At 54.7% G+C, this 15859-nt stretch carries 10 protein-coding genes; 6 read left to right on the top strand and 4 right to left on the bottom strand.

The features are described from left to right. Nucleotides 1-2181 carry a glucans biosynthesis glucosyltransferase MdoH gene (mdoH, locus tag JYB84_RS09210; protein ID WP_207319819.1) on the top strand — a complete coding sequence of 727 codons (2181 nt, stop codon included), beginning with the start codon at nucleotides 1-3 and terminating at the stop codon, nucleotides 2179-2181. Nucleotides 2182-2278: 97 nt separating this feature from the next. Here mdoH and adhE read toward each other — a convergent pair whose 3' ends face one another. Continuing rightward, the gene (gene adhE / locus JYB84_RS09205) at nucleotides 2279-4879 is read right to left on the bottom strand and encodes a bifunctional acetaldehyde-CoA/alcohol dehydrogenase (protein ID WP_207319818.1); all 2601 of its coding nucleotides are present in this window, start codon (nucleotides 4877-4879) and stop codon (nucleotides 2279-2281) included. 348 nt (nucleotides 4880-5227) lie between these two features. Between adhE and JYB84_RS09200 the strand changes: the two genes are divergently transcribed. From JYB84_RS09200 to JYB84_RS09190, 3 genes are all read left to right on the top strand, one after another. Continuing rightward, nucleotides 5228-5860 (top strand): YchE family NAAT transporter, encoded by a 633-nt coding sequence (locus tag JYB84_RS09200; RefSeq protein ID WP_207319817.1) that lies wholly within the window; start codon nucleotides 5228-5230, stop codon nucleotides 5858-5860. 1084 nt (nucleotides 5861-6944) lie between these two features. Next, nucleotides 6945-7343: a hypothetical protein gene (locus JYB84_RS09195; protein WP_207319816.1), complete on the top strand. Its 399-nt coding sequence runs from the start codon at nucleotides 6945-6947 to the stop codon at nucleotides 7341-7343. Between the two features lie 105 nt (nucleotides 7344-7448). Then, nucleotides 7449-8888 (top strand): P-loop ATPase, Sll1717 family, encoded by a 1440-nt coding sequence (locus JYB84_RS09190; RefSeq protein WP_207319815.1) that lies wholly within the window; start codon nucleotides 7449-7451, stop codon nucleotides 8886-8888. Between the two features lie 148 nt (nucleotides 8889-9036). On the opposite strand, the gene JYB84_RS09185 is transcribed toward JYB84_RS09190, so the two are convergent. The 3 genes from JYB84_RS09185 to JYB84_RS09175 all read right to left on the bottom strand — a co-directional run bounded on the left by JYB84_RS09185 (nucleotide 9037) and on the right by JYB84_RS09175 (nucleotide 12514). Next, on the bottom strand, nucleotides 9037-10365 hold the full coding sequence (locus JYB84_RS09185; protein WP_207319814.1) for an anti-phage deoxyguanosine triphosphatase: 1329 nt from the start codon (nucleotides 10363-10365) through the stop codon (nucleotides 9037-9039). An 8-nt stretch (nucleotides 10366-10373) separates the two neighbouring features. Continuing rightward, complete coding sequence (gene yfbR / locus JYB84_RS09180; protein ID WP_207319813.1) at nucleotides 10374-10961, bottom strand: 5'-deoxynucleotidase; 588 nt, start codon at nucleotides 10959-10961, stop codon at nucleotides 10374-10376. A 338-nt stretch (nucleotides 10962-11299) separates the two neighbouring features. Further along, a complete protein-coding gene (locus JYB84_RS09175; RefSeq protein WP_207319812.1) occupies nucleotides 11300-12514 on the bottom strand; it encodes a pyridoxal phosphate-dependent aminotransferase in 1215 nt (404 codons plus the stop codon). A 615-nt stretch (nucleotides 12515-13129) separates the two neighbouring features. On the opposite strand from JYB84_RS09175, the gene JYB84_RS09170 reads away from it, so the two are divergent. Together JYB84_RS09170 and JYB84_RS09165 are read left to right on the top strand one after the other, a co-directional pair. Further along, the gene (locus tag JYB84_RS09170; protein WP_207319811.1) at nucleotides 13130-14509 is read left to right on the top strand and encodes a Na+/H+ antiporter NhaC family protein; all 1380 of its coding nucleotides are present in this window, start codon (nucleotides 13130-13132) and stop codon (nucleotides 14507-14509) included. A gap of 203 nt (nucleotides 14510-14712) precedes the next feature. Then, nucleotides 14713-15834, top strand: a complete 1122-nt coding sequence (locus JYB84_RS09165) for a GGDEF domain-containing protein (protein WP_207319810.1) — start codon at nucleotides 14713-14715, stop codon at nucleotides 15832-15834. Nucleotides 15835-15859: the final 25 nt, after the last annotated feature.

Raw genomic sequence — 15859 nt, 5'->3', positions numbered from 1 at the left:
ATGACCGAAGCCTTGCTTAACGTCGCCGCGCCCGTGCTGGCCGGCGACAGTGCCATGCCGCCCGAGCGTCACAGCCCCATGCCACCCCAGAGCCTCAAGGCCTTTGCCGAGGGATTTCCCCGCGCAAGCGTCGCGCCCCGGGGAGTGCGTTCCCTGGCACGGCGCCGGGTATTGGTGGTCGGCAGCGCCATTTTGCTGTCGGCCTTTGCCATCTATGAAATGGCCGGGGTATTCAGCGTCGGCGGCATTACGCCGCTGGAGTACCTGGTGCTCTTGCTGTTCGCAGTTAACTTCTGCTGGATTGCGCTGGCCTTTTGCAGCGGCGTGGCCGGCTTTATCCAGCTGCTGCGTCATCGCCAGGATGCCTTTGCCGAAGATGCCGTGCTGACCACCCGCACCGCTATCCTGATGCCGACCTACAATGAGGCGCCGGACAGGGTATTTGCCGCGGTGGAAACCATGGCTTTGGCGCTGGCCGAGCGCAGCCAGGGACATGCCTTTGACTGGTTTATCCTGAGCGATACCACTGATCCCAGTGTGGCGCTGGCCGAGGAGCAGGCCTTTTGGCTGCTGCGTCAGGCCGTGGACGGCAGGGCGAGGGTCTATTACCGTCGCCGCCGCAAAAACATCGCCCGCAAGGCTGGCAACGTGGCCGACTTTTGTCGCCGCTGGGGCGCCAGTTATGATCATCTGTTGGTGCTTGATGCCGACTCCATCATGGAGACCCGCACCATGGTCAGCCTGGCGGCGAGGATGCAGGCCGATCCCGATGCGGGCCTTATCCAGACCATACCGGCGTTGATCAACGGCACTACCCTGATGGCCAGGTTGCAGCAGTTCGCCGCCCGCATCTATGGTCCCGTCATAGGCACGGGGCTGGCCTGGTGGGTGCAAAAGGAAGGTAACTTCTGGGGCCACAACGCCATCATACGCACCCAGGCCTTTATGCAGGCGGCGGGGTTGCCACACCTGTCGGGCAAGCCTCCCTTTGGCGGCCATATTCTCAGCCACGATTTTGTCGAGGCGGCGCTGATCCGCCGCGCCGGCTGGAGCGTGCAAATTGCCGCGGATCTCCACGGATCCTACGAGGAATGCCCACCGTCCATCATCGACCTGGCGGTACGGGACAGGCGTTGGTGCCAGGGCAACCTGCAGCACTCAAGGGTGTTGCCGGCCAAGGGGCTGCACTGGATAAACCGTCTGCATCTGCTGACCGGCATCATGGCCTATCTGTCTTCGCCTTTCTGGCTGATGCTGATCCTGTCCGGTTTGCTGCTCGCCCTGCAGGCGCACTATATCCGGCCAGAGTACTTCACCGATCAGTTCTCCTTGTTTCCCACCTGGCCCGTGATGGACTCGGATCGCGCTTTGCGGTTGTTCTTCATCACCATGGGCGTGCTGTTCGGGCCCAAGATCTTCGGCTTGCTGCTGCTTATCAAGGATTCGGCCACCTGCCGCGCCCTCGGTGGCCGCTTGCGTGTTGGTGTCAGCGTCCTGGTGGAGGTAATACTGTCGGCGCTCATCGCCCCCATCATGATGCTTATCCACTGCGGCGCCGTGCTGTCTATCCTCTTTGGCCGAGACAGCGGCTGGTCGCCCCAGCGCCGGGACGACGGCAGTTTGCCCTGGGCCGCACTGATCTTCAGGCACAAGTGGCATATGGTGGCAGGCGCCTTGCTGGGCTATGCGGCCTGGCTCGACTCCCTGACCCTGCTGGCCTGGATGTCACCGGCCCTGGTGGGTCTGTGGTTGTCCGTGCCCCTGTCGGCATTTACTTCTTCCTGGGGCATAGGTGCCTGGTTTAAACGCCGCCGTATCATGGCGACGCCGGAAGAGGTGGCCCAGCCGCAGCTGGTGACCAAGGTGGCGGAGCGCCGGGAGCAGTATCAGGCCGATCTGACCGAGATCTGGACCATAGAGGCCCTGCTGAGAAGCCCCGAGCTGATGGAGCTGCATCTGGCCATGATGGACAAGCTGCCAACCCATACCCCGGGTGGCGCCGTCGAGCCTTTGGATGCCATCGCCAGGGTTAAGGTACAGGAAGCCGTGTGCCGCAAGAGCCTGCTGGCGCTGCTGAGCAAGCAGGAGCTGGGTTATATTCTCGGTAATCCCTTGCTGCTGAAGCAGATGCAGAATCTGCCTGAGCAGTTTGTCGAGGACGATCTGGTCAGCATCTGCTGAGCCTCTTAGCGTTCTTTTGAAGTACAGATAAAGCAACGGCGCCCTTGGGCGCCGTTTTTGTTTTAGCTGTTTTTGCGGTTTATGCCTGAGCCCGGGCTCAGTTATCGCTGTAGGCCTTGCCGTAGAAGCTGTCCAGCAGCACTTGTTTCAGCTCGCTTATCAGCGGATAGCGCGGGTTGGCGCCTGTGCACTGATCGTCGAAGGCGTCTTCTGCCAGCTCGTCGAGCCTGGCGAGGAAGTCTGCCTCGTTGACACCGGCTTCACGGATGGAGGCCGGGATCCCGAGCTTGGCTTTCAGTTCTTCCAGTTTGGCCAGCAGGGCCTCCACCTTGGCGGCATCTGTCTTGCCGGGCAGCCCCAGGTGAGAGGCGATGGCGGCGTAACGGCACAGGGCCTTGGGCCTGTCGTACTGGCTGAAGGCCGCCTGCTTGGTGGGCAGGTCGGTGGCGTTGAAGCGAATGACGTTGCTGATCAGCAGCGCGTTCGCCAGACCGTGTGGCAGGTGGAACTCGGCTCCCAGCTTGTGGGCCATGGAGTGACAGATGCCGAGGAAGGCGTTGGCAAAGGCGATACCGGCTATGGTGGCGCCATTGTGTACCTTCTCCCTGGCAACCGGTGCCTGGGCACCCTTGTCGTAGGCCTCTGGCAGGTGCTGGAACAGCAGGGTGAGGGCCTGCAATGCCTGGCCGTCGCTGTACTCGTTGGCCATCACGCTGACATAGGCCTCCAGGGCGTGGGTCACAGCATCAATACCACCAAAGGCGGTCAGTGACTTGGGCATGTCCATCACCAGATTGGGGTCGACAATGGCCATATTGGGTGTCAGCTCATAGTCGGCAATGGGGTACTTGGTGCCTGTCTGCTCGTCGGTCACCACGGCAAAGGGGGTGACTTCCGAACCTGTGCCCGAGGTGGTGGGTATGGCCACCATCATGGCCTTGGCGCCGAGTTTGGGGAACTTGTAGATGCGCTTGCGGATATCCATAAAGCGCAGCGCCAGATCGGCAAAGTCCACTTCCGGATGCTCGTACATGACCCAGATTATTTTGGCCGCATCCATGGGGGAGCCACCGCCAAGGGCGATGATCACATCGGGCTGGAAGCTCATGGCCACTCTGGCACCCTGACGCACTATGGCGAGGGTGGGATCGGCTTCCACTTCGTAAAACACTTCGGTCTCCAGGCCCTGGGCCTTGAGGATACGTATGGTTTCGTCGCAATAGCCGTTGTTGAACAAGAACTTGTCCGTGACTATCAGGGCGCGTTTTTTACCTGCGAGTTCTTCCAGTGCAATCGGCAGGCTGCCACGACGGAAGTAGATGGACGAAGGCAGTTTGTGCCACAGCATGTTCTCGGCCCTCTTGGCGACGGTTTTCTTGTTGATCAAATGGCTGGGGCCGACGTTTTCCGAAATGGAGTTGCCGCCCCAGGAGCCGCAGCCCAGGGTGAGGGAGGGCGCCAGTTTGAAGTTGTACAGATCGCCGATGCCGCCCTGGGAGGCCGGGGTGTTGATAAGGATCCGCGCCGTCTTCATCCGGTAGCCAAAGGTTTTCACCCGCTCTGTCTGGGTATCCTGGTCTGTGTACAGACCCGAGGTGTGGCCTATACCGCCAAGGGCCACCAGGGCCTCGGCCTTGTCCAGCGCCTCGTCGAAGTTGGCGGCGCGGTACATACCCAAAAGCGGAGACAGCTTTTCATGGGCGAAGGCTTCGGTCTCGTTTATCTCGCTCACTTCGCCGATCAGCACCTTGGTGTGTGCCGGTACCTTGATATTGGCCATGGCGGCAATGGCAACTGCGCTCTGACCCACTATGTCGGCGTTGAGGGCACCGTTTTTCAAAATCACAGATTGCAGGGCGGCATTTTCCTTCTTGCTCAGCAGGTAACCACCGTGGCTGGCAAAGCGCTCCTTCACCTGGGCGTAGACGGCATCGACCACTACTACGGCCTGCTCGGAGGCGCAGACCACACCGTTGTCGAAGGTCTTGGACATCAGGATGGAGCTGACGGCGCGTTTGATATCGGCGGTTTCGTCGATAACAATCGGCGTATTACCTGCGCCCACGCCTATGGCGGGTTTACCAGAGGAGTAGGCGGCCTTCACCATGCCGGGGCCACCGGTTGCCAGGATCAGGTTAATCTTGGCGTGGGTCATCAGCTGGTTCGACAGGGCCACGCTGGGCTCGTCTATCCAGCCTATGATATCTTTGGGCGCACCGGCCGCCACTGCGGCTTCCAGCACCAGGCGCGCCGCCGTGGTGGTGGACTCCTTGGCCCTGGGGTGGGGCGAGAAGATGATGCCGTTACGGGTCTTAAGGCTGATCAGCGCCTTGAAGATGGCCGTGGAGGTGGGGTTGGTGGTCGGCACTATGCCGCAAATCAGCCCCACGGGCTCGGCTATGGTGATGGTGCCGAAGGTGTCATCCTCGGCCAGAATGCCGCAGGTTTTCTCGTCCTTGTACTTGTTGTAAATGTACTCGGAGGCGAAGTGGTTCTTGATCACCTTGTCTTCCAGCACCCCCATGCGGGTTTCGGTGGCCGCCATCTTGGCCAGCTTGATGCGTGCGTCGGCGGCGGCAAGGGCGGCGGCACGGAAAATGGTGTCCACCTGCTCCTGACTGTAAGTGGCGAATTGAGCCTGGGCCTTGGCGACCCGCTCGACCAGGGCGTCGAGCTCTTGGGTATTGGTGACTTTCATAATAGCCTTCCTTTAAAAATACTTGGCGAAATGCCGATTTGGCCAAGGATTCTTTGTGTAATAAAATTACAGTTAACGGCGGGCTTTTTCTGTGATCCCGACCCAATATCCACGCTTATCTGTAACGGAATGACGTAAACTCCGCCAGGTTGCGCTAAAAATCGCCGCCCCCGAACAAGAGTTGCCGCTGGCCGAAAAATGTACCAATCATTAGCTAAACTAATTAAAAATCGGCCGTCTCGACAGAAAATCTCATTTCCGGGTTTTATGGCCTTAAGGTAGATTAGTTCATCGCCACGCAGTCGTTGTGATCTGGCGCCCAACCCTCTGTGTAAAGGAACAGCAAAAGTGGATTTGACCCTGTACGTTAAATTCTTTCTCGGCCTGGTGGCCATCATCAACCCGGTGGGCCTGCTGCCGGTGTTTGTCAGCCTCACCAGTCACCAGACTGAAGCCGAGCGCAATCACACCGGCAAGGTGGCCAACTTTGCCGTGGTGGTGATCCTGCTGGTCACCATAGTCGCGGGGCAGCACATACTGAACATGTTCAGCATTTCCCTGTCGGCGTTCCGCATCGCCGGCGGCAGCCTGATCGCCATCATTGCCATGTCCATGTTGCAGGGCAAACTGGGTGAGGTGAAACGCAACCAGGAGGAAGACCGCGAAGCCTCAGGCATGGAATCCGTCGCCGTGGTACCCCTGGCACTGCCGCTGATGGCCGGCCCCGGTGCCATCAGCTCTGTGATAGTGTTCGCCGCCTCCCACAACACCCTGATGGACCTGGTCGCCATGTTTGTCACAGTCGTCATCTTCGGCCTGCTCAGCTTCGGCCTGTTCCGCATGGCACCGATGATCTACAAGGTACTGGGCAAAACCGGCATCAACGTCATCACCCGTCTGATGGGCCTGCTCATGCTCTCCATCGGCATCGAAGTCATTGCCGCCGGCTTTAAAGGTATGTTCCCCAATCTGTTGGGCTGAACGCCCTACAACCCTCATTACAAAGCCCGCCCAACGCGGGCTTTGTTGTTTCTGGCGTGCAACGCCATCGCCTCTGGTGCAGCAGTGGTCATTTCTCCGTGCTACGCACACAGTGGATACCTTCCATTTTTAAAGCAACTTCCTGCTGCTGAGTTATAAATCACCTGCGGTGCGCCTTCGCACTGCCACACCCGTGACACGGCGTGAATCCGTCCGTGGAGCCTCCCCTCGCCATCCATGGCTCGGACGGTCACTGGTGCGGCGGTGCTTGATCAAAGGTGTTCCACTCCAGCAATGGTGGAATCGGCAATCAGGTGAAAAGAAGAATGACGCAGCCGGACTGTTGCACCCGAATGTCCCCCCTTTGGAGCCGCTGAGGACGTTGCTGAAAATGGCGTGGCAAGGCATGGATGCCGAAGCAGCGCCAGTCGAATCATGGATGAGCGTCTGGCGCGTTAGCCAATTTTCAGTATAAGGCCGAGGGGATTTCGGCTCCGATCGGGGGGCGGCAGGGTGATCCAAGAGGGGCTTGCTGATGAGCCCCTCTTGGCCGGGTGTGGGTTGGAGACCCACGACGTTGTGCCGCTGGCACAGCGGCTATCTTGTGTTTTGTCCTGACATCCTGCATCGGATGCAACTCATCTCCGCGTGGCGGCCAGAGGCCTTCGGGGAACGCTTGCGAGATGAAACTGTTCATCTCGCAGTCTGACGACACGCTTATCCCCCTGTGGTGCGCTTTCGCACTGCCACACTCGTGACACGCTGTGAACCCTTCCATGGGCGCTCAGCGGCGACATCTGCTCACCATGGTCACTGGTGCGGCAGTGCTTGCTCAAAGGTGTTACCCTCACGCGTCAAGTAGTCTTTAATAAAAGGCTTGCTGCACATCACTTTTTCGCTTGCCGAACGGTAGTTACATCTGCCAAGATGCTGATTAAGCGGCAAAAACTAAATGCGAGATGAAGAGAAACAATTTGACTGGATTTAATAAAATTTCGCATATTCCGATGAAATTGCTATAGAGCTTCAGGTCCGAACTGTATGCACTCAATAAAAAGTTAGGGCTATAAGTAAGGTAGATACCATGAGCAAAGATCGCTCTTATAAATTCTATGATTTGATACACGAAATCGAATACGAAATCGGTTCAGAGTGCTACAACGGTAATATCCAAAATTATGGACCTGGTGGAGATTGGGCTGGTGAAGGAAGAGACTTTCGATATCCCGTTACTTTTATCAACGATAAAGGTGATAAGGATAAATATAGGGGGCGATATCCTTTCACCAAAAAAGTCAATGGTGATTATGTCCAGGGTCAATTAGGTAACAAACGCTATAACTCAGCATATTATGCTTTTGGTGCTAACCAGCTTTATATTTTACGTGGCATAAAACATGCGCTTGAACATATAGAAAAGAAGCTAGGTATAAATTTCGACAAGCTGTTAGAAGATAACGGTGATAATAATAAGTCTAGATAGCTCATTGCTTGCTTCGCCTTTTATCGAAGCCATGAGTTAATAAAACTGATTATTAAACACTTTAGATTTTTATGTTTTTAGTTGCTTAAATTAGTAGGGCTATTTATGAAAGGACTAAGAGATATCACTAATTTTGGTAAGGTTGAGGCAGAGGATGATGCTGTCCTTGACTATTTTGTCGAAATGAACGTAACAGATAATGTGAATAATAATGATGCATTCCTAGTTCTTGGGAGAAAGGGTTCAGGAAAAACTGCGCTATTTAGATTTTTTACAGAAAAATCTCAATTAATGTATTCAGCTGCTTTGAACTTAAACGGGTATCCTTGGCGGGTTCATGAAAAGATAAAAGACTTTGGAGTCGAGCACGTAGAGTCTTATGTAGCATCTTGGAAATATTTAATAGCTGTCGAGTTTGCTAAGTTAGTGGTTAAGTTATCTGACCGCCACATGATGACAGAAATTGTAGAGCTAAATAAGTTTTTAAATGACAACTATGGCTCAATCGAACCCAAAATTGTCAATATATTCTCGCCATCTAAGCTAAAAGTTAGTGGTGACCTTGAACCCCAGTTTCTAGGCTGCAAGCTTGGAAAAATATCATTGTCAAGGGATGAGAAAGACTTAACTTTAGGTTCGGAGCTCAATGCTCTAACTGATAAAATATTGAAGCATGTAAAAAAAGCGGCAGAGGTTTCAGAAATTAATAAAATTTTTGTTCACTTCGATGAGCTTGATAGGGGGATAACTTCCCTTACTGAATCGAGAAAAGATATGGTTATAGGCCTTATTCTTGCTTCTAAAGAAATATTTAAAGACTTAAAGAATAGTTCGACTTCATTTAAATCCGTCGTTTATTTGAGGCGAGATATTTGGGATGAGTTAAAATTTTCAGACAAAAATAAAATATCATCGTCTAACTCTGAGTTTATTGAGTGGGGTCAAGATGAACTTTTCAAATTAATTCAGAAACGCGTAAAAGTGTCATTAGGAGAGGGAGGGGCGTGGGATGATCTTGATGATGGGAAAAGAATAAATAAACAGAAGAAATGGAGGCATATCATCGAGAGAACACTCATGAGACCAAGGGATGTAATTTCTTTTCTTAATATTCTGTTAGAAACAACTAAAAAAAGAGATGATGAAAATCTTATATTTGAAAACAGGGATGTTGTTGCGTCTAGACCAAAATACTCAGAATATCTGAAGTTGGAACTTGATGACGAAATTCTTCCGCACTGGGCAGATTGGGAAGTCTGCTTGCAAGTACTATCAAGAATGGGAAAAGTCTACTTCACAAAGGACGAATATATAGGTGCATATGAACTCGAAGCTAGCAATGGTAAAACTTACTCAGCATCACAATCACTAGAAGAGTTATATAATTTCAGCATTATTGAATATGAAGCACGTTCTGGTTATGGGGGGTCTGGATGGAAATCGAAGTTCGCCAATCCTGAATTGGGATGGGACGCAAATGCAAATCGGTTCAAAGTGCACCTTGGTTTGAAGGAATATATGAAGCTTAAGGAAGAGCGCAGTTAGGTAGGGTGATAGTCAAAGTAATTCCTCACTGCTGTAAGGTCATTGCTTTGTGCATCTATCCCAAATTGAGTACGTTAATCCCTCATTACTTTATATTGTTCTAAGCCGCATTAGACTATTTGGCTCCCCCCCTCGGGAGCCAACCCCATCACTCTGGTCCAAGCTCATGCAACCCCCCAAGTCGGGGGCTGAACAACTGTTGGTGCATCCGCATCGCAAACTCATCCGTCATGCCGGAGATATAGTCGGCGATAACCCGCATGCTGTTGTGGCCCTGTTCGTGGGCCGCACGCCACCTGGCCTGGGTGTTGTGTGGCAGTAAACGCTCGGGGTCCGAGGCGAAGGCCTCAAACAACTGCATGACTATCTGCTGGCCCTTGTATTCCAGCATCTGCAGCTCGGGCTTTTGCACCACGTGGCGCAGCACAAAGGCCTTGAGGGCGGCGAGCGCCGTATCAAATCCCGCATCCAGTTCGGCATTGCAGGCCAGCAGTGGCTCTTCGAAACCTTCCTTGTTGCGGATACTGATGGCGGTGACAAAGCCGTTCACCAGGGTGCCAATGGCGTCCTTGCGCAGGTGGTGTTCGCGGGAGAACAAATCCCGGTCGATTTGTGCCAGCTCGGTGCGGATCCAGTCATCCTCGTTGTTGCAAAGCACGGGGGCCACATCCTCCAACCATTGGTCACGGCGGACTATGCCCATGACTATAGCGTCTTCCAGATCGTGGACCGCATAGGCTATGTCGTCCGCCAGCTCCATCAGGGTGGCATCCAGTGACTTGTGGCGGGTCTTGGAATGGCGGGCATCGGCGGGACGGAAAATCTCGCCGAGTTTGCTTCTGTCTTCATCCGAAAGCGGCGCCAGCACCCACTCCAGCATGGTGGCGTCATCATCAAAGACGGCCTTGACCGGCGGCCAGTCCTTGGCCCGCAGCTGGCGGTAATGGGCCACCTGAGTGCTTGGCAGATCGCCGCTGAGTTTCGAGGCCAGGGCGGGGTATTTGAGAATGCCGAGCAGGGTGCGGCGGCACAGGTTCATGCCAAAGCCCGGGGTATAGGGCTCCAGTTTGGTGAGAATTCTGAAGGTCTGACCGTTGCCCTCAAAGCCGCCGTGTTCGCGCATCATGTAGTTGAGCGCCACCTCGCCGCCGTGGCCAAAGGGGGGATGACCCAGGTCGTGGGCCAGGCACAGGGATTCAATCAGGCTCATGGAATCCAGCAGTGGCGCGTACTCGGCATGTTTGCGTCTGAGCTGGGCGGCGATACCGGTGCCTATTTGCGACACCTCCAGCGAGTGGGTCAGGCGGGTGCGGTAAAAGTCGTTCATGCCGACGCCGAGCACCTGGGTTTTGGCCTGCAGGCGGCGGAAGGCGGCGCTGTGAAGGATCCTGGCCCTGTCCCGCTGGAAGGGACTGCGGTGGTCGTTGCGCCTGTGCTTGTCTTCGCCGTGAAAACGATCGTGCCAGAGAGACGTCATGGGTTCACCTATAGCATCTTGTTGATTTCATCCAGATCCAGCTGGAAGCTGGGCACATAGACATCAATGAAGAACTTGACCGCAGGATCCGTGTTGGCCCTGAGCATGGCCTCCAGCCGGGTACGGGCGGTATTGAACTCGCGGTTGCCGGCCTTGATCTCTTCCAGGCATTTCAAATAGGCGCACAGGGTGTCTGCGGATTTGACCAGGGCCTTGAGTGTGGGATCGGCCTCATCGGCCAACAGCAGCGGCCGGTAGATGTCCTTGAAGGCCTCGGGCACCAGTTCCAGCAAGCGCTGCTCGGCTATGGCCTCGATTTTCTTGTACTCGGCCTCGATTTCGCGGTTGAAGTATTTGACCGGGGTTGGCAGATCGCCGGTGAGGATTTCGCTGGCATCGTGAAAAATTGCCAGGGTGGCGGCCTTGTCGGCATCGAGATTTGTGCCGAATTCGCGGTTACTGATCACCGCCAGGGCGTGTGCCACCATGGCGACCTGCAGCGAATGCTCCTGAACATTTTCCCGACGCACGTTGTACATCAGGGGCCAGCGCTGGATAAGCTTCATCCGCGCCAGATGGGCAAAGAAATGACTCATACTTCCCTCGGCTCTGGTTCACCTTGGCAATACTTTTCTTATGTCTCTTTAAGCAGTGCCACTCGTCACTCATTTAGCTTAACTAAACTTGGTTCCTCGTTTCGCGACTCTTTTCTCAAGTCTAAAACAGTGTCGTCAAGATGAACTGAATCTAATTACGAAACCTCAATACGCCTAAGCCACTTTACCCTAAGGGCATGAAAATGGGCAGTTAAATTACCCACCGCCGGGCGTAAGCCGGATGCACGGCAAATAAAAAGGCTGCCCGGGGCAGCCTTGTCGCTTCTATTGCTACAGCCATTGGCGAAAAGCTATTGGCTATAGCTATTGACGAAAAGCTATTGGCGATAGTTCTCAAGAAACTCGCCAAAGGCCAGCAGCGCCTTTTGCAAATCTTCCTTGTGGGGCAGGAACACCACCCGCAGGTGATCCGGTGCTGGCCAGTTAAAGGCCGTGCCCTGCACCAAGAGGATTTTCTTGTCCTTGAGCAAGTCCAGCACCAGGCGTTCATCATCCCTCAGGTTGAACTTCTTGGCATCCAGTTTCGGGAAGGCATACAGGGCGCCCTTGGGCTTCTTGACGCTGACCCCGGGAATGGCGTTCAGCAACTCGACACAGGTGTCCCGCTGCACAGTCAACCGGCCGCTTGGCAAGATGAGTTCATTGATGCTCTGGTAGCCGCCGAGGGCTGTCTGCACCGCATGCTGATTGGGCACGTTGGCGCACAGGCGCATGGAGGACAGCATTTCCAGTCCTTCGATATAGCTCTTGGCGGCCTTGAGGTTACCGGACAGCATCATCCAGCCGACCCGGAAACCGGCGGCGCGGTAGGCCTTGGACAGACCGTTGAAGGTGACTGTCAGTATGTCGTCGGAAAGCGACGCGGCGGGGATATGCACAGCGCCGTCGTACAGAATTTTGTCGTAAATCTCATCGGCAAACAGGATAAGCGAGTGCTGACGGCAGATTTCCACTATTTCCAGCAACAGCTCACGGCTGTACACGGCCCCTGTAGGATTGTTGGGGTTGATCAGCACCAGGCCGCGGGTGCGCGGGCTTATTTTGGCGCGGATATCGTCAAGGTCGGGAAACCAGTCCGCCTCTTCATCGCAGCGATAGTGCACCGCCTTGCCACCGGCGAGGTTGGCGGCCGCGGTCCACAGCGGATAGTCGGGGGAGGGGATCAGCACCTCATCGTCGGTATTGAGCAGGCCCTGCAGCGCCATCATGATCAGTTCAGATACGCCATTGCCTATGTAGACGTCTTCTATGTCGACGCCGAAGATCCCCTGGGACTGGTAGTGTTGCACTATGGCCTTGCGGGCGGAGAACAGGCCCTTGGACTCGCAATAGCCCTGGGCCGTGGGCAGATTGAGGATCACGTCCCGCACTATCTCTTCCGGCGCTTCAAAACCGAAGGGAGCCGGGTTGCCTATGTTGAGCTTGAGGATCCTGTGGCCTTCGTCTTCCAGGCGGCGGGCTTCCTTGTGTACCGGACCGCGAATGTCATAGCAAACACTGTCCAGTTTGTTGGATTTGATTATGGGGTACATCGCTACCTCTGATTTGCGAAATGCTGTGGCCCGGAGTAAGTCTAGGCACGATAACGAAAATTCAGGGGCTCTGGAAGGGGATAAAGCTGAAATATTTCGGTATTTTGCAGCATTATTGTCTGAGAAAGCCGCTTGACGACACGCATAAAAAGCATAATAAACTATTTCATGGTGATTTTAAGGTGGCATTGCGCTGTTTTGGCCAAAGTGACAGCCAATTTAATCTGGACTTTTGACCGCCGGAAGTCGGCGTTGTTTTTGCAGATTTTTTTACCGCGTTTGACCCACTTTTTGTAAATTGGGGACCGGCAGGGACAGTGCATTTTTATCCATGCAGTTTTTGTGTTTTCTATCGATGCATCGTCTTCATTTATTCAATATAAACATGAAGATGGATGGGGCTTGCCAGGCATGTTGCAAAAAAGTGGCAACTGAATGGAATTTCTGGTTGACTCACTTGGGGTTGCGTTTTATTTTCTGCGCGATGTTTTACCCTGGGCACTCGTATTTGTGCCGGATCCAACCTTAAGCAGAGCGGTGCCTGATCCCGGAAGACGGTCGACACCTTGTATCTTTTTTCAGAGCCCTTTGGGCGTATTTTGAGGACCTGAGTGCATGTCTGAACCGACGGCGTTGAGTCTAATTCCTCCGGCTGTGGTGCTGGTGCTGGCCGTGTGGCTGCGTCGCCCCATACTGTCTCTTATCCTGGGTGCGGTAGTGGGTCTGCTGCTGCTTGATCCCGCCGAAATGCTGAACAACTTCGCTGCCACCTCCCTTAAGGTGATGGCCGATGAAACCATAGGCTGGTTGATTCTGGTGTGTGGCAGTTTTGGTGCCCTGATTGCGCTTTTGGTCCGCACCGGAGGTGCCCTGGCATTCGGCCACAAGGCCATTGCCCTGGCGAAGGGGCGGCGCTCATCCCTGTTTATGACCTTTATCCTGGGTCTGGTGATCTTTATTGACGATTACCTCAATGCCCTGACCGTGGGTGAAACCATGAAGCGGGTGACCGACAAGTACAAGGTGTCCCGCGAGATGCTGGCCTATGTGGTGGACTCCACCGCGGCCCCCGTGTGCGTGCTGGTGCCTGTATCCACCTGGGCGGTATTCTTCGGCGGCCTGTTGGTGGACAACGGTGTGGCTCCCGAAGGTGAGGGCATCAGCGTCTATATGTCGGCCATTCCCTATATGCTCTATGCCTGGTTGGCGGTGGCCATGGTGCTCCTGGTGGCACTGGGACTGGTACCCGCTTTGGGTCCCATGAAGCGGGCCGAACTCAAGGCGGCTGCGGTGGAAGAGCAGCATGATGCCAATGCCCGTCAGGTGCACACCTCGGACGATTATGCCGTGCATGCCATCGAAGAAGAGTTTGAGACCGCCCATAAGGACGGCAAGCTGCATAACTTCCTGGTGCCGCTGTTGCTTATGGTGGGCTTTACCGTCTATTTCGACATCGATGTATGGAAAGGCCTGTTGGCGACCTTGGTGGTCACCCTGCCTTACTATGCGGTGCAAAAGTTGATGCCGCTGTCCGAGATGATGGAGCAGATGATCGACGGCTTTAAGAACATGCTGCCTGCCATAGGCACAGTTATTGCTGCCTTTATCTTCAAGGACGTCTGCGACAACCTGATGTTGCCCCAGTATGTTATTGACACCCTGAGCCCCTTTATGACGGCGCAGTTGCTGCCAGCCGTGGTGTTCCTGGCCATGGCGGTACTGGCCTTTGCCACAGGTTCCAGCTGGGGTATTTTCGCCGTGACCATTCCTATTGTGATGCCCCTGGCCCATTCCGTAGGCGCTGACATCCCTCTGGTGATAGGTGCGCTGCTGTCGGCCTCATCCTTTGGCAGCCAGGCCTGTTTCTACTCGGACTCCACAGTGCTGGCGGCCCAGGGCTCGGGATGCGATCTGGTCAGCCATGCCGTAACCCAGTTGCCCTATGCCCTGATCGCAGCAGGTTTGGCTTTTGTAGGTTTCATCCTGATCGCCTGAGGGTAATAGCCAAAGAGTAAAAGTCTCTGCAAAGAACCGGCTTAATGCCGGTTTTTTTATGCGGTTTTTTGCGCTTTATCCGGCCAGTGTTCGTATATTTGATGTTGCTCAAACAGAAAGTCATTAATTTAGGTTAGTTTAGGCTCAGATAACTAAGACAAACCGCTAGCCCCAGGGTCAGCCGTTGAAAATGAAGGACAAACATGACCAAATCCCAGGTTTCGGCTCAAATAGAGCCCATGCCACTGATAATGAGATGGCAACGCTTATTACAGCTCGGTGACCTGTTTTCCAATCGGGATCATACCAAGGATTTCGATGGATCCAGGGCCAGCCAAATACACCATAGGGTACAGGCCCTGGCCGCCATTTACATGTTGGTGGCATTGGGTTGGATGATTTTGGACTATATCAGTATGCCGCTGGTGCAGTTTCAGGCCATGGTACCGGCCAGGAGCTTTATGGCCGCGGGCTTTATGGGGCTGGTGTTCTGGCAGGGGCGCAGTTCCAGTCTGCTGCTGGCGCGCCTCAGATTGGCCTTGCTGGTGCTTATTCCATCGGCGTTTTATGTCTACAGTGCCCAGTTGCTCGAGCAGAGCCAACAGATCTATCAATATTATCCGCTGATCACTGCAGTTCAACTGGCGGTGTTTCCGCTGACCCTGATTGAGGGCATGGTGCTGGCGCTGCCGGTGTTTTTCAGTGTGCTGTTGGCTTCGCAGATGAGTGGTTATCAGATCCCCCAGGAGCTGATGATGACCCTGATCCTGCTGGTAGCGCTGACCCTGTGGGCCCAGATGTCGCAATTGTTCATGCTGGTGAGCCTGTATCGTCAGGCAACCCGGGATCCGCTGACCGGCCTGTTTAACCGCCGCGCCCTGTTTGAGCGCCTGCAGACCGAGGTGCTCAGGGCGGACAGATATTTACGCAGCGTAACTGTGCTGCTGCTCGATCTGGACAGATTCAAACGGGTCAACGATCAGTATGGTCACCTGGTGGGTGACAAGGTATTGCAAAGTTTTGCCGTGGCGGCCCAAAAGGCGGTGCGCAACGTGGATTTGGTGGGCCGCTATGGCGGTGAAGAATTCCTGGTGATTTTGCCGGAAACCGACGCCAAGCATGCGCTTGAGGTGGCTGAGCGGATCCGCGAGTCCTGCGAAGCCCTGTTGGTGACAACCGATGACGGCGAAGAGGTGCGCTTTACCACCAGTATCGGTCTGGCCCAGTGGCAGGGACCGGAAGATCTTGCTGAATTGGTGGAGCGGGCCGATAACGCCCTGTATCGGGCCAAGACCGCCGGCCGTAACCGGGTCGAAGTTGCCTGACACCTTTGGGTGGAACGGAAATTAA

Source organism: Shewanella cyperi (genome assembly GCF_017354985.1).
In the GTDB taxonomy this organism is placed as follows: Bacteria; Pseudomonadota; Gammaproteobacteria; order Enterobacterales; family Shewanellaceae; genus Shewanella; species Shewanella cyperi.
This window is presented reverse-complemented; position numbering and strand designations above follow the sequence as displayed.